The 25562-nt window shown below is 38.1% G+C and carries 26 protein-coding genes and 1 pseudogene; 25 read left to right on the top strand and 2 right to left on the bottom strand.

The window, feature by feature from the left end; translation table 11 throughout:
* The first annotated feature begins 1 nt into the window (after nucleotide 1).
* The 3 genes from A6B45_RS07325 to A6B45_RS07315 all read left to right on the top strand — a co-directional run bounded on the left by A6B45_RS07325 (nucleotide 2) and on the right by A6B45_RS07315 (nucleotide 3766).
* Nucleotides 2-1558, top strand: a complete 1557-nt coding sequence (locus A6B45_RS07325) for a type I restriction-modification system subunit M (RefSeq protein ID WP_072613988.1) — start codon at nucleotides 2-4, stop codon at nucleotides 1556-1558.
* Nucleotides 1551-2777, top strand: a complete 1227-nt coding sequence (locus A6B45_RS07320; protein WP_072613987.1) for a restriction endonuclease subunit S — start codon at nucleotides 1551-1553, stop codon at nucleotides 2775-2777. The genes A6B45_RS07325 and A6B45_RS07320 overlap by 8 nt, the downstream gene beginning before the upstream one ends.
* A 71-nt stretch (nucleotides 2778-2848) precedes the next feature.
* Nucleotides 2849-3766, top strand: a complete 918-nt coding sequence (locus A6B45_RS07315; RefSeq protein ID WP_072613986.1) for a site-specific integrase — start codon at nucleotides 2849-2851, stop codon at nucleotides 3764-3766.
* 71 nt (nucleotides 3767-3837) lie between these two features.
* Here A6B45_RS07315 and A6B45_RS10690 read toward each other — a convergent pair whose 3' ends face one another.
* Nucleotides 3838-4959 (bottom strand): restriction endonuclease subunit S, encoded by a 1122-nt coding sequence (locus tag A6B45_RS10690; RefSeq protein WP_237048946.1) that lies wholly within the window; start codon nucleotides 4957-4959, stop codon nucleotides 3838-3840.
* A gap of 259 nt (nucleotides 4960-5218) precedes the next feature.
* On the opposite strand from A6B45_RS10690, the gene clpX reads away from it, so the two are divergent.
* The 18 genes and pseudogenes from clpX (at nucleotide 5219) to A6B45_RS07220 (ending at nucleotide 22878) form a co-directional block, all read left to right on the top strand.
* Nucleotides 5219-6469: an ATP-dependent Clp protease ATP-binding subunit ClpX gene (gene clpX / locus A6B45_RS07305; RefSeq protein ID WP_011680190.1), complete on the top strand. Its 1251-nt coding sequence runs from the start codon at nucleotides 5219-5221 to the stop codon at nucleotides 6467-6469.
* A complete protein-coding gene (gene yihA / locus A6B45_RS07300) occupies nucleotides 6470-7054 on the top strand; it encodes a ribosome biogenesis GTP-binding protein YihA/YsxC (protein WP_072613985.1) in 585 nt (194 codons plus the stop codon).
* Nucleotides 7055-7158: 104 nt separating this feature from the next.
* The gene (gene msrB / locus A6B45_RS07295; protein WP_072613984.1) at nucleotides 7159-7602 is read left to right on the top strand and encodes a peptide-methionine (R)-S-oxide reductase MsrB; all 444 of its coding nucleotides are present in this window, start codon (nucleotides 7159-7161) and stop codon (nucleotides 7600-7602) included.
* Nucleotides 7603-7704: 102 nt separating this feature from the next.
* The gene (pnuC, locus tag A6B45_RS07290; RefSeq protein WP_072613983.1) at nucleotides 7705-8472 is read left to right on the top strand and encodes a nicotinamide riboside transporter PnuC; all 768 of its coding nucleotides are present in this window, start codon (nucleotides 7705-7707) and stop codon (nucleotides 8470-8472) included.
* Nucleotides 8473-8517: 45 nt separating this feature from the next.
* A complete protein-coding gene (locus A6B45_RS07285) occupies nucleotides 8518-9660 on the top strand; it encodes a nicotinamide-nucleotide adenylyltransferase (RefSeq protein ID WP_002815228.1) in 1143 nt (380 codons plus the stop codon).
* Between the two features lie 42 nt (nucleotides 9661-9702).
* Nucleotides 9703-10257, top strand: coding sequence for a GNAT family N-acetyltransferase (locus A6B45_RS07280; RefSeq protein ID WP_072613982.1), 555 nt, complete (start codon nucleotides 9703-9705; stop codon nucleotides 10255-10257).
* Nucleotides 10254-12665: a primosomal protein N' gene (priA, locus tag A6B45_RS07275; protein WP_072613981.1), complete on the top strand. Its 2412-nt coding sequence runs from the start codon at nucleotides 10254-10256 to the stop codon at nucleotides 12663-12665. Before A6B45_RS07280 ends, priA begins: the two co-directional genes overlap by 4 nt.
* Before the next feature lie 107 nt (nucleotides 12666-12772).
* A complete protein-coding gene (gene fmt, locus A6B45_RS07270; RefSeq protein WP_072613980.1) occupies nucleotides 12773-13735 on the top strand; it encodes a methionyl-tRNA formyltransferase in 963 nt (320 codons plus the stop codon).
* A pseudogene (gene rsmB, locus A6B45_RS07265) lies at nucleotides 13728-15070 on the top strand (16S rRNA (cytosine(967)-C(5))-methyltransferase RsmB). Before fmt ends, rsmB begins: the two are co-directional and overlap by 8 nt.
* Nucleotides 15070-15804, top strand: a complete 735-nt coding sequence (locus tag A6B45_RS07260; protein WP_072613979.1) for a protein phosphatase 2C domain-containing protein — start codon at nucleotides 15070-15072, stop codon at nucleotides 15802-15804. Before rsmB ends, A6B45_RS07260 begins: the two are co-directional and overlap by 1 nt.
* Before the next feature lie 2 nt (nucleotides 15805-15806).
* Nucleotides 15807-17732, top strand: coding sequence for a Stk1 family PASTA domain-containing Ser/Thr kinase (gene pknB / locus A6B45_RS07255; RefSeq protein ID WP_072613978.1), 1926 nt, complete (start codon nucleotides 15807-15809; stop codon nucleotides 17730-17732).
* Nucleotides 17733-17783: 51 nt separating this feature from the next.
* Nucleotides 17784-18671 carry a ribosome small subunit-dependent GTPase A gene (gene rsgA, locus A6B45_RS07250; RefSeq protein ID WP_072613977.1) on the top strand — a complete coding sequence of 296 codons (888 nt, stop codon included), beginning with the start codon at nucleotides 17784-17786 and terminating at the stop codon, nucleotides 18669-18671.
* Nucleotides 18672-18684: 13 nt separating this feature from the next.
* Entirely contained in the window at nucleotides 18685-19341 is a 657-nt protein-coding gene (rpe, locus tag A6B45_RS07245) for a ribulose-phosphate 3-epimerase (RefSeq protein WP_072613976.1), read from the top strand.
* Nucleotides 19341-19988 (top strand): thiamine diphosphokinase, encoded by a 648-nt coding sequence (locus A6B45_RS07240; RefSeq protein WP_072613975.1) that lies wholly within the window; start codon nucleotides 19341-19343, stop codon nucleotides 19986-19988. Before rpe ends, A6B45_RS07240 begins: the two co-directional genes overlap by 1 nt.
* A 1-nt stretch (nucleotide 19989) precedes the next feature.
* Complete coding sequence (gene trxA, locus A6B45_RS07235; protein ID WP_011680179.1) at nucleotides 19990-20304, top strand: thioredoxin; 315 nt, start codon at nucleotides 19990-19992, stop codon at nucleotides 20302-20304.
* Nucleotides 20305-20394: 90 nt separating this feature from the next.
* A complete protein-coding gene (gene rpmB, locus A6B45_RS07230) occupies nucleotides 20395-20595 on the top strand; it encodes a 50S ribosomal protein L28 (RefSeq protein WP_002815208.1) in 201 nt (66 codons plus the stop codon).
* 208 nt (nucleotides 20596-20803) lie between these two features.
* Nucleotides 20804-21163, top strand: a complete 360-nt coding sequence (locus tag A6B45_RS07225; RefSeq protein ID WP_014324985.1) for an Asp23/Gls24 family envelope stress response protein — start codon at nucleotides 20804-20806, stop codon at nucleotides 21161-21163.
* Nucleotides 21164-21171: 8 nt separating this feature from the next.
* Nucleotides 21172-22878 (top strand): DAK2 domain-containing protein, encoded by a 1707-nt coding sequence (locus A6B45_RS07220; RefSeq protein ID WP_072613974.1) that lies wholly within the window; start codon nucleotides 21172-21174, stop codon nucleotides 22876-22878.
* A 47-nt stretch (nucleotides 22879-22925) separates the two neighbouring features.
* On the opposite strand, the gene A6B45_RS07215 is transcribed toward A6B45_RS07220, so the two are convergent.
* Entirely contained in the window at nucleotides 22926-23132 is a 207-nt protein-coding gene (locus A6B45_RS07215; protein ID WP_011680176.1) for a DUF4044 domain-containing protein, read from the bottom strand.
* Between the two features lie 100 nt (nucleotides 23133-23232).
* Here A6B45_RS07215 and A6B45_RS07210 point away from each other — a divergent pair, with 100 nt between their 5' ends.
* The 4 genes from A6B45_RS07210 to ftsL all read left to right on the top strand — a co-directional run bounded on the left by A6B45_RS07210 (nucleotide 23233) and on the right by ftsL (nucleotide 25560).
* The gene (locus A6B45_RS07210; protein ID WP_072613973.1) at nucleotides 23233-23574 is read left to right on the top strand and encodes a DUF3397 family protein; all 342 of its coding nucleotides are present in this window, start codon (nucleotides 23233-23235) and stop codon (nucleotides 23572-23574) included.
* Nucleotides 23575-23725: 151 nt separating this feature from the next.
* On the top strand, nucleotides 23726-24157 hold the full coding sequence (gene mraZ, locus A6B45_RS07205) for a division/cell wall cluster transcriptional repressor MraZ (RefSeq protein ID WP_002815203.1): 432 nt from the start codon (nucleotides 23726-23728) through the stop codon (nucleotides 24155-24157).
* A gap of 37 nt (nucleotides 24158-24194) precedes the next feature.
* Entirely contained in the window at nucleotides 24195-25133 is a 939-nt protein-coding gene (rsmH, locus tag A6B45_RS07200) for a 16S rRNA (cytosine(1402)-N(4))-methyltransferase RsmH (RefSeq protein WP_072613972.1), read from the top strand.
* A gap of 58 nt (nucleotides 25134-25191) precedes the next feature.
* On the top strand, nucleotides 25192-25560 hold the full coding sequence (gene ftsL, locus A6B45_RS07195; protein ID WP_072613971.1) for a cell division protein FtsL: 369 nt from the start codon (nucleotides 25192-25194) through the stop codon (nucleotides 25558-25560).
* Nucleotides 25561-25562 lie beyond the last annotated feature (2 nt).

Genomic DNA, 25562 nt, shown 5'->3' with positions numbered 1-25562 from the left:
CATGTCAAATACTAATCAAACGCAGCAATCGCAACAAGCTGAATTACAAAAGCGCCTCTGGAAAATTGCTAATGACTTACGTGGCAATATGGACGCTAATGAATTCCGTAACTATATTTTAAGCTTAATTTTTTATCGGTTTTTATCAGATAAAATCGAAGATTATGTTAATAACAATTTATTAGAGGCTGAAGATGTCGACTTTATTCAAGCCTATGAATTAGATGATTATCGTGAGGGAATCCAGGAGGAGGCTTTAAACGATTTAGGCTTCTTCATTGAACCTAAATATTTGTTTTCAACTTTGGTCAAAGAAATTAGCCAAGGTAAATTTGATATTGAAGATTTACAGAATGCAGTGATTGCTGTGGAAAACTCGACCATTGGTCAGCGCTCGGAAGACGATTTCCGTGGGTTATTTGAAGACCTTGACTTATCATCTTCAAGATTAGGCAGTACGCCAGCAGAACGTTCTAAAATGATCGCTGCGGTTATCCTGAATTTACACGATTTAGAAATTAAACATAATGAAATTGAAATTGATATTTTAGGCGACGCCTATGAATATCTGATCGGTCAATTTGCCGCCAATGCTGGTAAAAAGGCGGGCGAGTTTTACACACCACAGCAAGTTTCCAAAATATTGGCTAAAGCGGTGGCTTTGGGCCGTGAGACGTTAAAAAGTGTGTATGATCCGACGATGGGGTCTGGGTCATTATTGCTACGTGTCGGGGATGAAGCCAAAGTATACAATTATTTTGGGCAGGAACTTAATGGTACAACTTATAACTTGGGTCGCATGAATTTGCTGATGCATGGTGTGAATTATACCAACTTTAATGTGCAACAAGGCGATACTTTGGAAAATGATCATTTTGGTGATCAAAAGTTTTCTGCCGTGGTTGCTAACCCACCATACTCTGCTAATTGGAACCCAGATGGCAAGTTGGACGATGAACGATTCCGAGCATACGGGAAGACAGCGCCAAAATCAAAAGCAGACTTTGCTTTTGTGGAACATATGTTATATCATCTTGCTGAAGATGGGACAATGGCTGTGGTCTTGCCTCATGGCGTACTTTTTCGTGGCGCGGGAGAGGGCATTATTCGCCGTTATATGATTGAAAATATGAATGTTTTGGATGCAGTGATTGGTCTGCCAGCTAATTTGTTTTACGGTACAAGTATTCCAACGACTGTTTTAGTATTTAAGAAAAATCGTTCGACGAAAGATGTCTTCTTTATTGACGCTTCAAATGATTTTGACAAGGGTAAAAATCAAAATACGTTGACAGATGCTCATGTTGACAAAATTATTGAGACCTATGCAAAACGTGAAAGTATGGATAAATATGCACACGTTGCAAGTTTTGATGAAATTGTTGAAAATGATTTTAATCTGAATATTCCACGTTATGTCGACACATTTGAAGAAGAAGAAGCTATTGATTTGGCACAAGTGGAAGCAGAATTAAAGGCTGTTGATATTGAAATCGCCAAAGCGCAAGCCAAATTTGACGCAATGGTTGCTGAATTAGTGGAGACTAAAAATGACTGATAAAACTATGCCTGCGTTGAGGTTTAGGGGTTTCTATGATGCTTGGGAACAGCGTAAGTTGGGGGAATTGACTAATAGTTTTGAATATGGACTTAATGCTTCAGCTAAAAAGTTTGATGGAATTCATAAATATATTCGTATTACAGATATAGATGATTCAAGTCGGAAGTTTAATAGTGATTCTATAACCTCACCAGATATAAATTTCAGTTCAGCTGATAATTATGAATTAAAACAAAATGACCTTTTGTTTGCTCGTACGGGAGCTAGTGTTGGTAAAAGTTATATATACACTGAATCTGATGGGCTAGTTTACTATGCAGGATTCTTAATAAGAGTACGAATAAAACCTGAATTTGATTCGAATTTTGTATTTCAAAATACATTTACTAGCTCTTATGAAAATTTTATTCGTATTACTTCACAACGCTCAGGGCAACCTGGTGTAAATTCAAAAGAATACGCCAGTTTTGAGATAAGTATACCAAGTTTAGAAGAACAACAAATGATCGGTTCTTTATTCAAACAACTCGACAATCTAACCGCTCAAAACGAGCATAAACTCAACCTCTTGAAGCAATTAAAACAGGCGTATTTGCAAAAGATTTTTAGTCAAGAATTGCGGTTTGCTGGCTTTAGTGGCACTTGGGAACAGCGTAAGTTGGGAAAAATTGGGAATACATTTAATGGTTTGACTGGGAAAACAAAAGAAGATTTTGGCCATGGTGATGCCAAATTTGTTACATACCTCAATGTCTTTCAAAATGAATTAGCGACTTTGAAACAACTTGATTCCGTTGAAATTGATGAACGGCAAAATCAAGTTCAAAAGGGTGATGTATTTTTTACAACTTCTTCAGAAACACCTGAAGAAGTTGGAATGTCATCTGTTTGGACATATGACATTAAAAATATTTATTTAAATAGCTTTACATTTGGTTATCGTCCTACGGTGGAGTTAGATTTAGAGTATCTTGCAACTATGCTACGCTCTCCTTCAGTTAGAAAAAAAATAACCTTTTTAGCTCAAGGAATATCAAGATATAACATATCAAAGTCTAAGATGATGAAAATCGAAGTGCCAATCCCAAATATTTTTGAACAAGAGAATATCGGCTCTTTATTCAAACAACTCGACAACCTCATCACCCTTAATCAACAAAAAGTCAACCTCCTCAAAAAACAAAAACAAGCCTACCTCCAAAAAATGTTTAACTAACATTAAAATGGTTTAATGTAAATTGGCCCAACAACAAGTTGTGGCTAATTTTTTATTTGGAGGTGTCTATCATGACACAGAATCAAACGTTTCACGCATATTTTAAGGACTGGATGACTTTATATAAGCAAGGTGCTGTCAGACCTGTTACTTATCAAAAATATGTTATAACACATCAACATCTCGTTAAGCTTGCACCAAGGCTCAAAACAAGTAAACTCTCACGTGCAACTTATCAGCAATTACTTAACGATTTTGCCCAAAATCACGAGCGTCAAACAGTGATGGATTTTCATCATCATTTAAAAAGCTCGATTATAGACGCTATGGAAGAGGACATTTTAAAACGAGATCCAACCCGTAAAATTGTGATTAAAGGAACCGTTCAGCGACTCCATAAGCCCAAATTTTTGAACCAATTTGAAGTACAGGCTCTTCTAAAACAATTGAATTTACAGGACGAAGTTAATTGGGATTACTTTATCTTGCTCATTACAAAAACGGGGTTGCGCTTTGCTGAAGCTTTAGGACTGACACCAGCAGATTTTGACTTTGAAAAACAAATTATCAAAATTGATAAAACATGGAATTATAAAGCCGTACAAGCTGATTTTGCGCCAACAAAAAATAATTCATCGGTTCGAAAAGTACAAATTGATTGGCAAACTGCGATACGATTTTCAGTCATCGTTCGCAATCTACCAAGAGATGAGCCGATATTTGTCCGTGGACGTGTTTACAATGCGACAGTGAATGACAGATTAGCCGCACTTTGCAAGCAAGTTGAGATACCAGTTATCTCAATTCATGGCCTGCGCCACACACATGCCTCATTATTGCTTTACGCAGGCGTATCAGTTGCTTCGGTGGCACGTAGGTTGGGACATTCAAATATGACAACAACACAAAAAACTTACATTCACGTCATTCAAGAATTAGAAAATCAAGATAATGATCTAGTCATGAAGCATTTAGCACAATTGATGTAAAAATAACGGTGTCTACGTAACGTAGACACCGTTATTTTTTGATTATTATTATATAGATGCAGCTCATAATGTTAAACAAACATTTTTTGTAAGTATGATCTTTTTTTTCGCTTGAGGAGCAAAACTTTTTTTTCATACTTATCTATTAGATCATCAAAGATTCCAAAAAAATGATTAATTTTCTTTTGCTCTGTAAAATTAGGCGTAATCATAGGTATGCTACTTAGTGCTGGGTATTTTAAATTCCAAGTATCTGATGTCAAGCCTTGGGAGTATTTTTGAAACGTTTTTAAGGATTTAGCCATTTTGAACTGAATAGCAAAAAAACCAGAATCAACATTATCTTTAGGCGTAATTATTGTGTATGCTGGACTTACAATTCCGTTGTAGGGAGAAACACCACTTGCTCCTTGCCACATTCTCATAGAATTATATGCAATATCATTTTTTCGAACAACTTTATAATTGGACTTATCAAAACTTGAGTTATCTTTTCTATCTAAGGATGAAGCCAAAACTACGCCAGATCCCATTGTTATGGAAATCATTTGACCATGAGGTGATCGCTCAGATCTTTCCTCGAATAAATCTACAATTTTACGCTCTTCCCAATCATCATTAAAGCCAGCAAAACGTAACTCCTGACTAAAGATTTTTTGCAAATACGCCTGTTTTAGTTGCTTTAAAAGGTCAATCTTACGCTCGTTTTGAGTGATTAGATTGTCGAGTTGTTTGAAGAATATACCGATGTTGGCTTGCTCCTTCACATCTTTTGGAAACCTTACTACTGTTTTAGCAATATTTGCTTTGCTTAATGACAATACTTTTATTCCCTGCATTAGTGGTAACAAAGCGTTGTGGTATGATGGTGAATTTAAATAATAACCTAAATATTTGCGTGCAAATTCAACATTAGGTCTTGCAACCATCGTGTGAAGCCCTGAAACAGCATAGTTGTCAGTAATTCCAGTAACTTCAATAGCCTTACCTGTTGTTTCGTCTTCTGCTGTATCAGCAACGATAACATCTCCATTTTGTAGTAATTGGCTCGTAAAATCGGATGGTTTTCCGTTAGTCACGTAAGGTACATTTGGCTGGTTTACATCTACGATAGAACCAAACTTAACCAAAATATCTCCGTAATGAATATTTTTTACTGCGCCCTCATCATAATTCAAGTTAGCCCGAGACAAAGTGTTATTTGAAATTGAGTATTCAAGTATTTCAGAAAACTTACGTTGTTCCCAAGGAAACTATCATGTCATAAATCCAAAAATCCTAGAACTTAAGTCAACAGAAAAACACAAAAATAAAAGAAATAAGATTTAAAATATAAATTCGAAACACGGTTTATAACACTGCCATAAAATAGTATAATGGTAAGATACGAGCTGCATATAAAATATATATAATCTGCATAAAAATGTAGCGAATCAATAAAAAAGGAAAATCATGGCGAATACACCAAATTTTGAAGAAGAAATACACTGCAGTTTTTGTGGAAAATCTGCAAGTGAAGTAAAAAAGATTGTTGCCGGGCCAAATGATGTTTACATTTGTAATGAGTGTGTCGCTTTGGCTGAAGGCATTATTGAAGAAGAATTAACTGTAGATCGTGCAGCAGAAGTGTTGTCACTGCCAACACCACACGAGATTGTTAATGAGTTAAATGATTATGTTATTGGACAAGAAGATGCTAAAAAGACTCTGGCGGTAGCTGTATATAATCACTATAAACGTATTAATGAAAACGTGGCGCCAACATTAGATGTTGAGCTACAAAAATCAAACATTGCTTTGATGGGACCAACTGGTTCGGGTAAAACTTATTTAGCACAAAGCTTGGCACGTATTCTGAACGTACCATTCGCAATTGCTGATGCAACTACATTGACTGAAGCGGGTTATGTTGGTGAAGACGTTGAAAATATTATTTTGAAATTACTACAGGCAGCTGATTTTGATGTTGCAGCTGCTGAGCGTGGTATTATTTATGTTGATGAAATTGACAAAATTGCTAAAAAATCAGAGAACGTCTCCATCACACGTGATGTTTCTGGTGAAGGAGTTCAGCAGGCACTATTAAAAATGCTTGAAGGGACAACTGCTAGCGTGCCACCTCAAGGAGGCCGTAAGCATCCACAGCAAGAATTAATTCAAGTGAATACAACCAACATTTTGTTTATTGTTGGTGGTGCCTTTGCTGGTATTGACACAATCATTAAAGAACGACTGGGCGAACGAGTTATTGGTTTTGGTTCAGATGCAAATGAAAACGCTGAGGCCTTGAATGACGACAATATTTTGCATCATGTGCAACCAGAAGATATGACCAAGTTTGGGTTAATTCCAGAATTTATTGGTCGTCTGCCTATTGTAACTGTGTTAGACGAGTTGACTATTTCTGATTTAACAAGAATTTTGACAGAGCCTAAAAATGCTTTAATTAAGCAATACACTGCTCTTTTGGGTCTAGATGATGTTGAACTTGAATTTCAACCGGATGCATTGGATGCAATGGCTAGCGTTGCGATTAAGCGACACACTGGCGCTCGAGGATTACGCTCAATCATTGAAAATGTGATGAAGGATGTCATGTTTGATATTCCCAGTCGTGATGATGTTGCTAAAGTTATTATTACCAAAGCCAGTGTTGAACAGGGTGAACAGCCAGAACTGCAATTAAAAAAGGTGAGTGAATAAATGGATGTACACAATGTCGAAATGGTGATGAGTGCTGTATCAGCCTCTCAGTATCCAACAGACGGAAAGCCTGAAATAGCTTTGGTTGGCCGTTCAAATGTCGGTAAATCTTCTTTAACAAATACACTAATCCAACGGAAAAATTTTGCTCGCACATCTTCACAACCAGGTAAGACACAAACGTTAAACTTTTATGATGTTGAAGATAAGTTATATTTCGTTGATGTTCCTGGGTATGGATATGCTAAAGTTTCAAAGGCCCAGCGTGAAGCTTTCGGTGTAATGATTGAAGAATACATCACTAGTCGCAAACAGCTACGTGGTGTTATTAGTTTAGTAGATGCACGCCATGAGCCTAGTGAAGACGATATCTCAATGTACGAATGGCTACATTACTACAATATTCCTATTTTAGTTGTAGCAACTAAGTCAGATAAAATTTCGCGTGGTAAATTTAATAAAGCTGAGTCAGTCATTAAAAAAGCATTAGGCTTTGATAATGAGGACAGTGATTTTCAATTTTTCTCATCGGAAACAAAATATGGTAAAGATGAAGTGTGGCATTGGATTGAAAAACATATCTAAAATGTTGGCAGAAATGCCGACATTTTTTTTATTTTCGCCGCTAAGTTCTATTGGTTGACGTATCTTAAAACCAGCGTAGAATTAAAAAATAAAAAGAGGATTTTATGACAAAATATAACGATGAAGAATTGCGTGCCCGTTTGACCCCGGAAGAATACGAGGTTACCCAACATGCGGCAACAGAACGTCCGTTCACTGGTAAGTATGATCAATGGTGGGAGGATGGTATTTTCGTTGATGTTGTCAGTGGTGAACCATTGTTTAGTTCAACGGATAAGTACGATTCCGGCTGTGGTTGGCCATCATTTACAAAAGGAATCGATGACGACGAGCATTTACAAGAAAATACAGATCGTTCATTAGGAATGACAAGGACCGAAATTACTTCAAAAGAAGCGTCATCTCATTTAGGTCATGTGTTTAATGATGGATTACCTGACCGTGGTGGCTTAAGATATTGTATCAATTCAGCTAGCTTACGGTTCATTCCAAAAAAAGATTTAGAAAAAGATGGTTACGGCAAATATTTGAAATTGTTTAACAATTAGATTAATAGCTGGTTTTTGGACGGTGAAATCTCCCTAAACTAATCGGTTTTTTAGGCTATTTACTGATATAATGAAATAAATAATTACTAGGGAGAATCTATAATGGTTGAGGAACCAGTCTGGCATCGTTTTTGGCGCTACTTTAACCCCGTGAACATTTTCAAAGAATTGTTATTTGGCTGGAAATGGGCTGAAGGTGTATTATTTTTAGTATTGATTTTACTGCAATTACTAGTTTGGACACTGGGTGTTGTTCACAATAGCACGCTCGATTGGTTTGGATTAGCAACGGGGATGATGAACATTATCACTGTTGTGTTGGTCGCTAAGGGTCGTATAACAAATTATTTTTGGGGCTTGATTTATTCTGTCATGTACATGCCATTGGCCTTTCAGTCACAGTTGTTTGGTGAGGTTGCTTTAAGTGCATTCTGGGTTGTTATGCAATTTGTTGGTATTGCAGCCTGGCTTGGCTTTATGAAACGCGATAATTTATCAGAAAAAGACAGTCAAGACGTGGTAGCGACTAAATATATGACCTTCAAACAATGGTTACTAGTTATCCCAGTATTCTTAGCTATATTAGTGATTGTCGGTATGATTTTACATCAGGCTGGGTCAAGACAACCATACATGGATGGATTGACAACAACCATATCAATGGGGGCTCAAATTCTGCAAACCGCAAAGTTTGCGGAATCATGGTATGCTTGGCTACTCTTTGATGTAGTCGAAATTGTTTTGTGGGGACGTGCTTGGATGGGACATGCGGACCCTAGTGCGTTTGCTATGTTAGGTATGAACCTCGCCTTATCTGTCAATGCTATATACGGTATTATTCAGTGGCGAAGGTTAACTAAAAAAGAATGAACATGCGCAATGTTCAAATTTTAATAGGATATAATTAATAAAGTCATGAGAACAATTGCAGGGAACTTATTCACAGATGATCTTCAAGGTGACAAAATTGGCGTTTTCTTTGGTACGTTAGCACCAATGCACGTAGGGCACCAAGCAGAAATTTATAAAGCGGCTGCTTTAAATGATGGTGTAGTTGTTATTGCTTCTGGTTATACAAATGATAGAGGGTACCAAATCGGACTATCCGTTGAGAAACGTTTTCGCTATTTGAGAGAAGCGTTTAGTGACGAAACAGATATTAAAGTTGATTACATCAATGAAGACAATATTCCAATGATGCCTGACGGCTGGGATGAATGGACACGAATAATCGTTGAAACAGTTAAGCGTAATATTGTTAATAAAGATGCAACGATTACATTTTATACCGGTGAAAAAGATTACAAAAATCAATTAGAAACAAGATTACCGAAGAACGGTCAGTTCAAAGTGAGCTTGATGGATCGCACGGTATTAAAAATATCAGCAACAGATATTCGAAAAGATCCTATTGGAAACTGGGATTACATTAACCGTGTTTTTCGACGCCATTTTGCTAAGAAAGTCACGGTGATGGGGTCAGCTTCAACAGGGAAATCCACATTAGTACGTCGTTTGGCTCGAACAAGTAATTCACCATTTTCAGAAGAGTATGCTCGTGAGTATCAAGAAAAATCGAATGTTAGCGATGAAGAGTTAGTTGTTAAAGACTACATCCGTTTAATTCAAGGACAATATGATGCGAACTCAAGAGAAATTAACTCTCCAGCTAACAATGGTCTAACGATTTTTGATACTGATGCAATGGTGACCAAGGTATACGCAGATATGTGGTTAAACGATGTGGATAATGCGCAGCTGAAGCCATTGTTTGATAATACAATTGGTGAGGAATTGATTGACTTAATTCTTCTTATTCCACCGGTGACGCCTTATGTTGATGACGGCTTCCGAAATATGACAACTTCAGATAATGATTCGCGTTGGGCTTTCCACCGCCATTTGTTAGAAGTGATTGAAGAATATGGATTTACGGACAAACTAGTAATTCTTGATGCAAAAGGCGATAGTGATGATCCTTATGGATATTATGCACGCTACTTACAAGCACTTGATGCTATTCAAACTAGAACAGGATTTAATATTAAGCATATTTAGAGAAAAAACTGGTTTTATACCGGTTTTTTTTGAAAGGTAAAAATGATAGAATTACGACAATTCAAAACAGAAGATTTAGCACTATTTTGGGAAACAGCTTATAGTGATCCGCAAGCTGAGTGGACTAAATGGAACGGACCATATTTTAAAGATGTGTTACCTAAAAAAGAAGATTTTATCAATAATATTGGCCCTGAAAGATTCGTGAATAATATGAATCGGCGGGTTATTTTATATGACGATCAAATTATTGGTAGTGTGAGTGCATATTTTGAGGATGGGCAACTAAAATCTTGGCTTGAGGTAGGAATTGTTATTTATCAACAAGCAACATGGCAACAAGGAATAGGAACCCGTGCATTAAGTATGTGGTTGGAAATATTATTTGAGCAATATGACAGTTTACCACATATTGGTTTAACCACTTGGTCTGGTAATAAGGCCATGATGCGCGTAAGCGAGAAACTGGGCTTAAAATTGGAGGGAAAAATCCGACAAGTGAGATGGTGGCAAGGTCAGTATTGGGATAGCATGAAATATGGCATTTTGCGAAATGAAATGACGCCTATAAGCCCCTCTGGTAAAATAGAGTTATGACGAAACAATACGCACAAATCATTGTTGATGTGCCAACAATGCAAACTGATCAGCCTTATACCTATGCTGTTCCGGAAAACATGATAGATTCGCTATTGTTGGGCATGCGTGTGACGGTGCCTTTTGGTCGACGGAATGTGATGGGATTTGTTGTTGGTTTGACCGCTTCAACTGACTTACCAGAGGAACAAGTCCGCCCAATTCAGCAAATATTAGATTTAACACCGGTATTAAATACAGAACTACTAAATCTATCTGATTACTTAGCCAGTGAAACATTTGCTTTTCGAATTACAATTTTACAAACGATGCTGCCAAATGTGTTTAAAGCAAATTACGAGCGTACTTTAAGGATTATTGACGAAGTGGATGACGATGTACGTGATCGTTTATTCAAAGGACTTGATGAGATAGCTTTTAAAACGGGCGACTTTACTGAGTCAGATATGGCAACTTTGCTTAAGCTACGTCGTCAACATAAAATTGATGTAGAAGTGGCAGTGCATGACAAGGCGAAGATAAAAACACAATTAGCTTATCAGTTCAGTGATGATGTTGAATTTTTGGAGGATGAGTTAAGAGGATTACGATCTTCAGCAAAGAAACAAGCAACATTGTTGCAGTTCATACTCTGTCATTTGGCTGAAACATGGGTGAAAAAGGATCTTCAGGAAGTTATTGATATTAGTGACGCCGTCTTAAACCAAGCTGTAACTAAAAAATGGATAATGAAAACAAAGGTGGAGCTACTTCGTGATCCATTTCATGCTGAAGTTAAACAAACAGCGTTACTTGAGTTAAATGCGCAGCAACAAGAGGCCTATGAACGTATTTCTGGTACATTTGATGCGCAAAGGTTCCAACCATTTTTACTTGAAGGCATTACTGGCTCAGGTAAAACTGAAGTGTACTTACAGGTGGCACAACATGTTTTTGAGCAGGGAAAGACGGTTCTGTTTTTGGTGCCTGAGATTGCCCTCACGCCACAAATGGTTAGAAGGGTCAAAGGTCGTTTTGGTGCCCAGACAGCAGTTTTGCATTCGGGATTAAGTGATGGTGAACGCTACGATGAGTGGCGTAGAATTGAGCGCGGTGATGTGAAAATTGTTGTTGGTGCACGTTCTGCTGTGTTTGCCCCACTGACAAATATCGGTTTAATTATTGTTGATGAAGAACATGAAACAACCTATAAACAGTCAGATAATCCGCGGTACGATGCCAGAAATATCGCACTCTGGCGTGGTCAATACTATCAAATACCGGTTATTTTGGGATCAGCGACACCTTCTTTGGAAAGTCGTGCGCGAGCACAACGCGGGGTTTATGAACTATTAACACTGACACAGCGCGCAGGAGGTGCAAAACTACCAAGCGTCAATGTGATTGATATGAAAGAGACACTGTCACGAGGCCCAGAGACCAATTTTTCGGAAGAATTACGTATCAAATTAGCCGACCGTTTGGCGAAAGGTGAACAAAGTGTGTTGATGCTCAATCGCCGAGGGTTTTCAAGCTTTGTGATGTGTCGAGACTGTGGTTATGTTCCATGTGATCCTAATTGTAATTTAGCTATGACACTGCATATGGATACACATACACTGAAGTGCCACTACTGCGGTCATGAAGAAAAAATACCCACTGTATGCGCGCAATGTGGTTCTAAACGTATACGTTATTATGGGACTGGTACAGAAAAGGTTGAAGCTGAGTTACAAGAACTATTTCCTGATGCACGGGTGATTCGTATGGATCAAGATACGACACGCAAAAAGGGCAGTATGGATAAGATGCTTCAAAAATTCGGTAATCATGAAGCAGATATTTTATTAGGTACGCAAATGATTGCTAAAGGACTCGACTTTCCTGATGTTACTTTAGTCGGTGTTTTGAATGCGGATACTTCTTTGGGATTGCCAGATTTCCATGCCAGTGAACGTACATTTCAATTGTTGACCCAAGTTAGTGGGCGAGCTGGACGGGCTAAAAAACCTGGTGAAGTGTTGGTGCAGACGTTCAATCCACAGCATTATGCAATTACTTATGCTCAAAATCATGATTATGAAGGTTTTTACAGGCAAGAGATGGCCGTCCGGCACGCTGGAAATTACGCACCGTACTATTACACGGTTCAGATACAAGCCAGTCATTCAGATGAAAATCAAGCCGCCATTCAAATGCTAAAAGTTGCGCGCTGGCTACGTTCACATGCTGAGAAAGATGTGATTATTTTAGGCCCTTCGCCAAAGCCAATCGCTAAAATGCGCAAACGCTATTACTTTCAAATTATCCTGAAGTTTAAAAAACGTAATGAAATGGACACGTTGCTACAGGAACTACAAAATCGTGCACAAAAGGCTAAAGGTGATTTGCAATTAAGCATTGATCGTGATCCTGTCTCATTTATGTGATGTGTTATAATAAATACTGATAACTGTCCGAGATTGCTCGGACATTTTTGTGTTATCGTGTGAATAAAAAATAAAACACCCTAACACAGCTGTTTGAGAGGTATAAAATGACATATTCAGTAGTATTAATGGGCACCCCAAGTTTTGCAGTACCGATATTAGAAGTGCTTCTTGAAAATAGTAATTATGATGTAAAGGCTGTTGTGACACAACCTGATCGCCCACAGGGGCGCAAGCATACTTTAACACCAAGTCCTGTTAAAGTTGCGGCACAGGCGCATGATGTGCCCGTTTTACAACCAGAAAAAATAAGTGGTTCTCCTGAGATGCAACAAGTCATTGATATTAATCCTGATTTCATTGTGACCGCAGCATTTGGACAATTTTTACCTACAAAATTGTTAGATGCGGCCAAAATTGCTGCAGTTAACACGCACGCCTCATTATTACCAAAATATCGAGGTGGTGCACCAGTTCACTATGCCATTATGAATGGCGATAAAGAAACCGGTGTTTCAATTATGTACATGGTCAAAAAAATGGATGCCGGTGATGTTATTGATACGATAAAAGTTCCAATTACGAGCACCGATAATGTTGGCACGATGTTTGACAAATTAAGCATTGCTGGACGTGATTTGCTATTAAAAACACTCCCTAAAATCGCTACCGGTAATATTGACCCAGTGGTACAAAATGAAGAAGAAGTTTCTTTTTCACCAAATATACCGCATGACATGCAGAATCTTAATTTTGCGACAGAAACAGCCCAAGAACTAGACTGGCATATACGCGGTTTATATCCAACTCATCCAGCTTTTGTGCAGGTTTTGGATCAACGCGTGAAAATCACTGATGTGACACCCTTGTCTGAATTAACAACGCAAGAACCGGGTACCATTGTTGAGAAAAGCAAAAAACAATTGAAAGTGGCCTCCGCAAATGGTACGGTTGTTCAAATTAATCGACTACAGCCGGCAGGTAAATCAGAAATGGCGATTAGTGCCTATTTAAATGGCGCTGGAAAAGATCTTGAAGTAGGTCAGAAATGGGCAACAATTAATGAGTGATAAACGAGTTTACAGTGACAATCCACGTGTTTTAGCAGTTCAAACACTAGCCAAAATAAAAAACGGTGCATATTCTAATCTACAATTAAACCAAGTGATCAAGCAACATAAGCTGGGTGAAGCAGATACTCGTTTACTAACAACTTTGGTTTACGGTGTCATTCAACACCGCTTAACTTTTGAGTATTGGCTTGAACCTTTCGTGGGTAGCAAAAAAATTAATCCGTGGGTTCGGGAGCTACTTTATACAGCTATTTTTCAAATGGAATACCTAGATAAGATACCACAGCATGCCATCTTTAATGAATCAATTGAAGTAGCTAAAATACTAGGGCATGTTGGAACAGGAAAATTTGTTACTGCTATTTTGCATAATATTAGTCGTAAAGGTCTTCGTAGTGTTGCCGACATTGGTGACGACATACAACGTCTTTCTATTGAAGCCAGTTTGCCGGTTTGGTTGAAGAGTTAATTAAGCAAAATGGGGATGAACGAGCACGCCAGATCATTACTACAATCAATGATGCACCTAAGCAATCCATTCGTGTTAATACGATACTAGCTACTGATCAAGATGTTGTTACTGCGCTAGAATCAGAAAATTTCACTGTTACAGCATCTAGCGTTGCTGCACACGCGTTTGTAGTCAGCGGTGGGCATGTGGCCAGTTCTAAAGCGTATCATGATGGTTGGTTAACCTTGCAGGATGAAAGCGCAATGTTACCAGTAGAAAGTTTACATTTGACGCCTGAAGTTAAAAGTATTTTAGACGCGGCGGCGGCACCTGGTGGGAAAACCACGCAACTTGCACAATACAGCGCTCCAGATGCAGTGATTACGGCCTTAGATGTTCATGAGCATAAAATTAAGTTGATTAACAACAATGCTGAAAGATTACACGTAGCCGATAAAATTCACGCACGTGTCTTAGATGCAAGAAAAGTTCCTGAACAGATTGACAAAAAATTTGATCGAATTTTAGTTGATGCACCATGTTCAGGATTTGGTTTATTGCGTCGAAAGCCTGAAATTAGATATGATAAAACCTTGGAAGATGTCGAAAGTTTAGCTCGTTTACAAACACAAATTTTGGATTCGGTTAGCCAAAACCTTGCAAAAAATGGTATCATGGTTTACAGTACTTGTACAATCTTGCGTCAAGAAAATGACGATGTTGTAACAAAGTTTTTGAAAGACCATCCAAATTTTGAATTGATTCCAACGGAAACAACTTATAAATTAAAATCAGATCATGGCGAAAAAGCCTTACATGTGTATCCCGATGATTACCAGACAGATGGCTTTTTCGTTGCTACATTGAGGAAAAATGATTAATGGCAATTGCCTATCGTACGGATCCTGGATCCAAACGCCACGACAATGAGGATTATGTAGGTTCTTTTGTAAATAAAGTTGGACGGACAATGGTTATCGTTGCTGACGGCGTTACTTCGAATGAAGGCGGTGAGGTTGCCAGTGCAATGACTGTTGAGCACTTCGGACATGCTTGGGAAAGCAATGATTTGGAGACAATTGTTCCTACAATTGCGTGGTTAAAAAAACAAGCTAAAATTGAAAATGATGCTATTATAAAGGCCGGACAACGCTTTCAAGAGCTATCACAGATGGCAACGACTGTTGTTTTGGCTGTATTGTTTGACGAAAAAGTTGTGATTGCTAATTTAGGCGATTCCAAAGCCTTTCTGTTGCATAATAATCAATTAACCCAACTGTCCAATGACCATATATTGAAAAATGAAATCGTCCGTAGAGGAGCTATGGCCAGTGCAGATGCTAGTAACATGGTACACGCTAATAGTGTGACGCGATTTTTGGGTGTTGATGAACATGCAGATATGGAAATTTCTCAACACGATTTTGTGGCAGATGATATTTTATTTCTAACATCTGACGGTATTACAAAAGTGTTAGACTACAAGACAATTAAGCAAATAATGCGCTATGAAGAACCACTTGATATTAAAGTTTTTGATATGATTCAGCAAGCAAATGAAAAAGGCGCACCAGATAACGTGACGGCGGTACTCGTCACACATGAAAAGGATTAGAGATGTTACCCGATACACTAGTTGACAATCGATACCGTATTATAAAATCGCTTGGCGATGGCGGTATGGCCAATGTTTATTTGGCGCATGATGAATTTCTTAATCGTGATGTAACGTTTAAAATGATGCGCCTTGATATGAAGAATGATGTAGATTTGGCAAAACGCTTTCAACGTGAGGCCTTATCAGTAACAGAACTGATTAATGACAATATTGTCCAAGTATACGACGTTGGTGAGTACCAAGGTTCGCAATATATTGTCATGGAATATGTTGATGGGACAAATCTTAAATCATACATTGGTGAACACTTTCCAATTGCATATCAACAAGTTGTTGATATTATGATGCAAATATTAAACGCCGTGCAGGCTGCACATAATGCAGGAATTATTCATCGTGATTTAAAACCACAAAATATTTTAATTGACAGAAATGATCAAGTGAAGATTACCGATTTCGGTATTGCAATTGCTAAGTCAGAGCAAGATTTGACGCAGACGCATACAGTGATTGGTTCAGTTCATTATTTGTCACCAGAACAAACCCGTGGGGGCATGGCATCAGCAAAGTCTGATATCTATGCCCTTGGTGTTATGTTATATGAAATGCTAACGAAGCAAGTGCCATATGAAGGAGATACACCGGTCGCAGTAGCACTAAAACATGCAACTGCTGATATGCCTTCAGTACGTGATTTTGATCCAAGAATTCCCCAAGCACTAGAAAATGTTATTTTAAAAGCCACAGCTAAGAACCCACAGGATCGTTATTTAGATGTCTCAGTTATGGCTGAAGATTTAAAAACGGTTCTATCGCCACGTCGTTCAAATGAACAACGATTTGCGCCAACTGCGGATATTGAAAACGAAACGCGCATTATTCCGATGGAGCAAATTCAAGACCAGCTCAAGAATGGTGTTTCCTCTGTTAATGTTTTACCGGAGGAAGTTCCTGAGGAACCATCAGTAAAAGATCTGATCATTGAGTATGGTAAAAAAGGTTACGCTGTTAAAAGTATCGCAAAAATTGTTGACCGAACACCCAATTATGTTAGAAGTGTGCTTCGAGGCAATGGCATCAAGTATCGCGAAAATAAATTACCCAAAGTGTTGGCTTTTGCAGCTCTTTTTATTGTTGCTATCATTGCTATTTTTGCGTTTATTCATATTCAGGCTAGTCAAATCACTGTGCCGAGCTTATCCAACCTAACAAGAGCCAAGGCTGAAAAGAAAATACAAGAAGCTGGATTGAATGTTGGTAGTGTGACTTCAACAACGTCGACAACTGTCAAAAAGGGCAGTGTTGTGCGTTCAACGCCTAAAGAAGGAGCTGACGTAAAAAAAGGGGACAGTATCAACTTGGTTATTTCCTCTGGTAAGGCAAAAGTGCGTTTTGGAGATTATGTTGGATCAGATTATGATGTAACAGCAGCACAATTGCGCTCACAAGGATACGAAATTCAAAAAGAACAACAAGCGTCAGATAGTGTAGCTGCAGGCATAATTATAGCTCAATCTATTGATGCCAGTGGTAAGGTGGACCCTACAGCCACAAAGGTGACTTTCACTGTCTCAACAGGACCGGTTAAGATTACTGTTCCTGACTTTACTAAAAGTAGCACACAAAGCGATGTTCAAAATTGGGCATCACAAAATGATGTCACGGTTAATTTTAATACGACTTACTCTAATTCTGTTAAGAAGGACCATGTTATTAGTCAATCAATTCGTGGCGGATCAAAAATTACAAAAGATAACACCTTATTAATTACGATTTCACAGGGACCAGAACAATCAAGCTCAAGTAGCAGCAGTTCATCGTCTTCTAGTTCTAGCAGTAGTTCCTCAAACAGTTCAACAAGTAGTGAGAATTCTAGTACTACATCGTCGGACAGTTCCACATCTGAGAGTTCTTCGAGTCAATAACAACGTGTCTAAAAGTCGATATTATCGGCTTTTTTTGTTATGATTAATGGTATGAAAACAGGACGAATTATTAGATCGCTCAGCGGTTATTACGATATACAGTTACCCAGTGGTGACATTCAACGAACGCGAGCTCGCGGTGAATTTAGGAAATCTAAGCAAAAACCGCTAGTTGGTGATTTTGTTGATTTTGAGAGTGAGAATGACGAGGGCTTTATTTGGGCAATCCATCAACGGGAGAACTTTTTAGTTCGCCCACCAATAGCAAATATTGATATTGCCGTTATTGTGACAGCTGCCAAGGAACCTGATTTTGCACCAAATTTGTTAGATCGTCAGTTGGTGGCACTTGAAGCTGCAAACGTAAGACCGTTGATATATTTTTCTAAAATGGACTTGCTGGAAAAAACTGAACACGAGAAAATAAATCACGTTGCTAATTATTATCAAAGTATTGGTTATGATGTTATTTTTTCAGATTCAAAAAGTGCTTTTGAAGCGCTTAAAATGATGCTAAAAGACCATGTTTCGGTTTTTATGGGGCAAACGGGAGCTGGAAAATCAACATTACTGAATCATCTATCGCCACAACTTGGACTTGAAACGGGAGAAGTTTCTAAAGCGTTGAGTCGAGGAAAGCATACAACACGACAGGTAACGTTGATTGATGTAGATGAGGCTTTGATTGCTGACACGCCAGGATTTTCTTCGTATGAGGTGTTTGATTTTTCTGTTGAAGAATTGGATGATTATTTTCCAGAGTTTGTTGAAAAGCGGCAAGAATGTCGTTTCCGTGGATGTTTACATCTGAATGAACCAGGCTGTGCCATTAAAGAGGCGGTAGCAGTTGGCACAATCACACAGTCAAGGTATAATAGTTATAAGGCGTTTTATGAGTTGATTAAAGCGCAAAAACCAAAATATAAAACAGACAATTAAAAAGAGGTATATCATGTCAGGAATCATTGCACCATCAATTTTGAGCGCAGATTACACAAATTTGGAACGTGACGTCAAGCTTGTTGAAGCTGCTGGTGCAGAGTATTTGCACATCGATGTTATGGATGGTACTTTTGTACCCGCTATATCTTATGGCCCAAATTGGGTCAAACAATTGCGTCCGGAAACTGATTTAGTGCTAGATGTTCACTTAATGATTCAAAATCCAGAACGCTTTGTTGAAGAATTTGCGGATGCTGGTGCAGACATTATTGGTGTTCATGTTGAAGCAACACCACATATTCATCGTGTTTTACAAATGATTAAGAACAAAGGTGTCAAAGCAGAAGTTGTTATCAATCCAGGAACCCCAGTATCCGCAATCGAAGCAGTACTGGATATGGTTGATCAAGTACTAGTTATGACTGTAAACCCAGGATTTGGCGGACAAAAGTTCTTGCCATCAACGCTGCAAAAAATTGAACAATTACAAACATTCCGTGAGGAACGTGGCTTTGACTTTGATATTGAAATTGATGGGGGCGTGAATAACGAGACGATTAAATCGGCATATGATGCTGGTGCAAACGTTTTTGTGGCTGGATCGTACGTGTACGATAAAGTAGATCCTGCTGCAAAAATCGGTATTTTGAAAGATTTGATTAAATAATGCAGATTAATATCTTAGCCGGTGGACCAACGGAATTATGGCCTAAAAATTTATTTCAGGAACAAGGGATGTGGATTGGCGCTGACAGAGGTGCTTGGTATCTCTACCAAGAAAATATACCAATGATCATGGCAGTTGGTGATTTTGATTCTCTAAATGATTTTGAATTGGTTACAATTCAAAATCATTTAGCTGCGCAAAAAATTGTTCATGTCAAGGCTGAAAAAGATGAAACAGACACAGAGTTGGCCTTAATGTACGCTCAAGAAAAAAAACCAGATATTATTAAAATATTTGGTGCTACTGGTGCCCGAATTGATCACATGTTGAGTAATTTGTGGTTAATGGCTGATGAAAAGTTTGAAAGTATTGTTGAAAAAACGAATTTTATTGATAATACAAACATAGTGAGCTATGTTACACCTGGCTTAAGTGAGATTGCAAAGTATCCTAACTCAAAGTATTTAGGATTTATGCCGCTCAATGATGTTGAGAACTTCAAAATAATAGATGCCAAGTACCCGTTGACACTAACAAAAAATAAGTATAAAATGTGGTCATCGAATGAATTTATATCAAATTCAGTTCACGTGTCCTTTGATACAGGAATCATAATGATTACGCAGTCTGTAGATGGAGAAAAATAACATGGCAGTTAAAACAGTAGAAGATGCAACTTTTAATCAAGAAACAAATACGGGCGTTAGCATAACGGATTTTTGGGCAACTTGGTGTGGTCCATGTCGCATGCAATCACCTGTTTTGGATGTGCTATCTGATGAAGTAGACGATGTGAAGTTCGTTAAAATGGATGTGGATGCTAACCCTGAAACTCCTGCTGCATTTGGTATTCGTGCTATTCCGACGCTTTTGATTAAAAAAGATGGAGAAGTTGTGGAACGCTTAACGGGATTCCATAATAAAGAACAATTAGCAAAGATTTTAGCTAAATATACAAATTAACTTGTCAAAGGGTTGAATTTCTGGTAAAATTTAATATTGTTGTAGAAAGAGCTTTTAAAAAATAAACAGCTCGAAGAAGGAGGGTTAAACATGGCAAAAGATGCTATTACTGGTGCGCGTACACGCTTTGGTAACCAACGTTCACACGCGTTGAACTCAAGTCGTCGTAGCTGGAAGCCAAACTTGCAAAAAGTTACGGTTAAAATTAATGGTGCTGCACCAAAGAAAGTTTACTTGACAGCACGTACTTTGAAGGCTGGATTGAAGAACGGTTCTATCGAACGCGTTTAAGCTAGTATTTCGTTAGCTTGCTGACGTCGTAAGACCACCATGGGGTGGTCTTTTTTATTAATAGATAGAACGCCTCTCAATGCAACTCAATTTATGTATGGTAAAATATACTTAGTAAACTCTTTGTGAGGAGGAAATGCATTTATTGTTAAACTTTAGGATGTTGATAAAAGACATCTCAATATAACGATAAATGTTCTTAAATTTTATGGCAATTATAATTAAAACAAATAATGGCGATATTAGCCTTGAAAATGATGTTATTGCTACAATTGTTGGTGGATCTGCAATTGAAAATCCTGGTGTTGTTGGGATGGCATCTAAAGCAACTTTTCGCGATGGTGTTAATCAGATTCTGAATCGAGAAAACTATGCTAAAGGCGTTGTAGTTCATCAAAAAGATAGTGGTGTTGCAGTTGATGTCTACTTAGTTGCACAGTACGGTACTAAATTATCTGAGATTTCAAAGTCAGTTCAAGGTAAAGTAAAGTATAATCTTGACGCATTTTTGGGTATTCATGTTTCTGAGGTTAATGTGATTGTTCAGGGTGTTCGCGTCAGTGACTAGGAGAGATTATGTCAGTTAATTCACTAACAAAGATTACCAATGTTGAATTTGGTAAGATGATTAATGCTGCAGCGGCTGTACTTGCTGCTAATGCAGATAAAATTAATAAATTAAACGTATTTCCGGTTCCTGATGGCGATACAGGAACGAACATGAGCCTTTCAATGGCGAGTGGTGCCCAGTATGAACGTGATTCACTAGAAACAGAAATTGGTGCCTTGGCTAAAGCTACTTCCAAGGGCTTGCTGATGGGAGCACGTGGTAACTCAGGCGTGATATTATCACAAATTTTTCGTGGCTTTTCCAATAGTATGGCTGGGAAAGAAACACTATCGGCACGTGATCTAGCTGATGCATTAATGAGTGGTGCACAAGTGGCATATAAGTCAGTGATGAAACCTACTGAAGGAACAATTCTGACGGTTATTCGTGAGGCGGCAGCTAAAGCAAACAAGGTGGCTGACCAAACTGACGACATTGTTGAACTAATGGCTGCTGTTCAGGAAGCAGCACAAGTAGCTCTGGATTCAACTCCCGAATTGTTACCAGTCTTAAAAGAAGTGGGGGTTGTTGATTCAGGCGGACAAGGACTTGTTTTCGTATTGCAAGCTTTCTATCAAGTGATCAGTGGTGACTTTAATGAAGAAGATATTAAGGCACCTGATAATGCTGAGCTTGATCAAATGGTCAAGGAACTTCATGCGGGGGCGCAAGCTAGTAGCAGTTTAGATCCAGCAGATATCAAGTATGGTTACTGTACTGAAATTATGGTTCAGATTGGTAAAGGCACAACATATGATCATGATTTTGATTACCAAAAGTTTTACGATTATTTAGCGAAATTAGGCGACTCTTTATTGGTTATCAACGATGATGAAATTGTTAAAGTACACGTGCATACTGAAAATCCTGGTAAAGTGATCAGTTGGGGAACACATTTTGGTTCACTAGTTAAAGTTAAAGTCGACAATATGCGTGATCAACAGCAAACAGTTATTGATGCACAACGTGCAGAAGAAGCACGTGTTGAAAAAATAGCTGCAATGCAAGTCCCAGTATCTGACACAGCAGTAATTGCCATTGCTGCTGGTGACGGCATTGCGGAACTTTTCAAAAGTTTGGGTGTTCAAACCGTGATTTCTGGTGGACAGACAATGAATCCATCAACTGCTGATATTGTTAAAGTTATTGAAAATAGTGGCGCCAAAAGGGCTATTATTTTACCGAACAACAGCAATATTTTCATGGCAGCAGAACAGGCAGTTACATTAGCAAAAATTCCAGTAGAAGTTGTTAAAACGCGTACAATTCAACAAGGGTTAACAGCTATGATGGGCTATAATCCTGATGCTGATTTAGAACAAAATACTGCAGAAATGTCTGAAATGATGGCTGATGTAAAGTCGGCGCAAATAACACAGGCAGTTCGCGAAACCAAATTTAATGGCCATGAAATTCATCATGGTGATTGGATGGGCATTATCGATGGTGACATTGAAGTTGTAGCTCATAATGTTGAATCAGCTGCGCAAGAAGCTATTCAAAAAATGATTGATGATGATTCTGAAATTGTGACAATCATTTTTGGTGAGGGAACAAAAGCTAAAGTTGCACAAAAGTTAAAAGCATTTGTGGAAGGATTAGATGACGGTTTAGAAGTCGAAGTTCACGATGGTGGACAACCATTGTATCCATTCTTCATATCAGTTGAATAATAAAAAAGACGTAAATTCAGTTCTACACTGAATTTACGTCTTTTTGCTTATAGCCAACCTAATGCGCTAATGGCCGCGTATATTACAGATCCAGCCATTAAGATAACCATAAACCATGACATAACTAACGTCATTTTTTCGAGACGTGTCCGTGGCTTTTTATCAATTTTTGGCACCTTGTGCTGGTTTAACTTTGATTCTATTTCGGCTTGTAATTTTGTGTTAACCGGTCGATGGTTTTGTTCGTCAGTCATTGATATCACCTCTAATATATTACTTTCTAGTCTAACATATCTTCTAAAATAATTGAAATTTCTACGCGAATTCGTTAAAGTTAGATACGAGGTAATTAAAATGCAATGGTGGATTTGGCCACTCGGTGGTTTTATTTTTTGGACAGTTGTCATTATATTTAAGGAATGGACAGCTTTAAAACAAGCATCCATCAAAACGTTAGACATTATTACAATTCCTAATTGGATTGTATTGCATCAAACAATGGGGTATCTATTTGGTATTAGCTTTGTTGCTTGGTTTTTACTCGTATGGTTGGTTGTAGGTATGTTTTTAGCTTGGTTTTTACTGCAAAATAACTGGCGATGGCAAACATTTTGGCGGAGATACTGGCAATGGAGTGGGTTATTGGCCGCAATAATGGTCATTTTGATAACAATTATTGGGTTATTCCTCCACTAAACCCCACATTTTTGAAGCGTAGTTATCCTTGATAACTACGCTTTTTGTGTGCTGAAAATTTACTAGTTTGTGACAAAACGATAATTTGGGTGGAGTGAAGTGGGGAAATGTGGTAAATTAATAGTATAGAAATTTTAATGGAGGTGGCTCTATGTTCATGGGTGAATATTCACATACGCTTGATACAAAGAGTCGCTTAATTATTCCGGCAAAATTTCGTAATCAACTCGGTGATCAATTCATTATTACAAAATGGATGGAGAAATCACTTCGCGCTATGCCGATGGCAGTTTGGGAAAAATTGCAGGAGCAGTTAAATCAATTACCATTAGGCAAGAAAGATGCACGTGCTTTTAGACGTTTTGTTATGGCTGGTGCATTAGAAGCTGAGTTTGATAAGCAGGGACGAATTGTTGTTCCTAATAATTTAAGAGAATACGCGTCACTAGAAAAAAGTGTTGTAGTTACCGGTGTTGGTGATTCATTTGAAATATGGAGTGCAGAGAATTGGTCAGCATATACGGCTGAAACTGCGGATGATTTTGATAATATTGCTGAAGGTTTGGTAGACTTCGACCTTTGAACGAATTAATAATACAGTTTTAAGAAAGAGGGCTGCTATGCCATTTGAACATGTAACAGTACTCTTACATGAGGCTATTGCTCTATTAGATATTAAACCAGAAGGAATTTATGTCGATGCTACCTTGGGTGGTGGTGGACACACTGGAGAAATTTTAAAGCAACTCACAACCGGTACACTTTATAGTTTCGATCAAGATGATACAGCAATCCAATATAACGCTGAACAATACGCAGATGAAATCGCTGCTGGTAAATTAGTTATAATCCATAAAAATTTCCGGACATTAACCTCCGCGCTAGCGGATTATGGTGTGACAGCAGTTGATGGTATCGTTTACGATTTGGGTGTTAGTTCTGTGCAATTTGATGATGGTCAGAGAGGGTTTAGTTATAAATATGATGCTGAACTTGATATGCGCATGGATCAACGCCAAGCATTAACAGCTAAAACAATTGTTAATGAATGGCCGTTTAATGAATTGATGCGTGTTTTGAGCCGATATGGAGAAGATCGCTTTCCTAAGCAAATTGCTCGAAAGATTGAGCAGCACCGTGAAAACGCACCAATTAATACGACTTTTGAATTGGTAGACATCATTAAAGAAGCAATTCCAGCACCTGCCCGTCGAAAAGGTGGACATCCTGCAAAACGCTCATTTCAAGCATTTCGTATTGCTGTCAATGACGAATTAGGTGCCTTAGAAGATTCATTAACTCAAGCACTTGATTTGTTAGCAACTGACGGCAAAATTAGTGTGATTACTTTTCAGTCATTAGAAGATCGCTTAGTAAAACAAATGTTTCGTGAAAAATCTTCTGCACCAGAATTACCTGCTGGTTTGCCGGTGCTACCGGGGCAGTTTGAAGCTGATTATGAGTTGTTAACGCGTAAACCAATTGTACCTAGCACAGAAGAGATGACTTTTAATCATCGTGCAGAGTCGGCGAAACTACGTGGCATAAGAAGAAAGTAGACTAGATGCTGTGGTCTTAGATAGGATCAGCAATGATAAATAAATTGGAGAATATTACATGGCACAAAATGCATATCAATATACACCTTTAGCACAGCAAGCACCTTTAACAGTATCTCAGCCGCGTAGTCATAGTCGTACTAAATATAAAGCAGCCGCTTGGACAAAAAAAGAGCGAATAATGGTGGCCATTGTTGCCACTGTTGTTTTGGCATTGATGGTTGGTGTTGTTTATACAAGCATGCAAACGACCAAAACAACAGCTAGTGTAAACGCAGTTCAAACTAAAATTGATGAAACTAAGCAAAATAATGACGATTTACGTACACAGGTGCAAACAGCCATGAGTAAAAAAAATTTAGATAAGGTTGCAAAAAAATATGGCATGACACTGTCTGATAACAGTGTGCGCAATATTAATCAATAATT

Source organism: Leuconostoc suionicum (assembly GCF_001891125.1).
GTDB lineage: Bacteria > Bacillota > Bacilli > Lactobacillales > Lactobacillaceae > Leuconostoc > Leuconostoc suionicum.
This window is presented reverse-complemented; position numbering and strand designations above follow the sequence as displayed.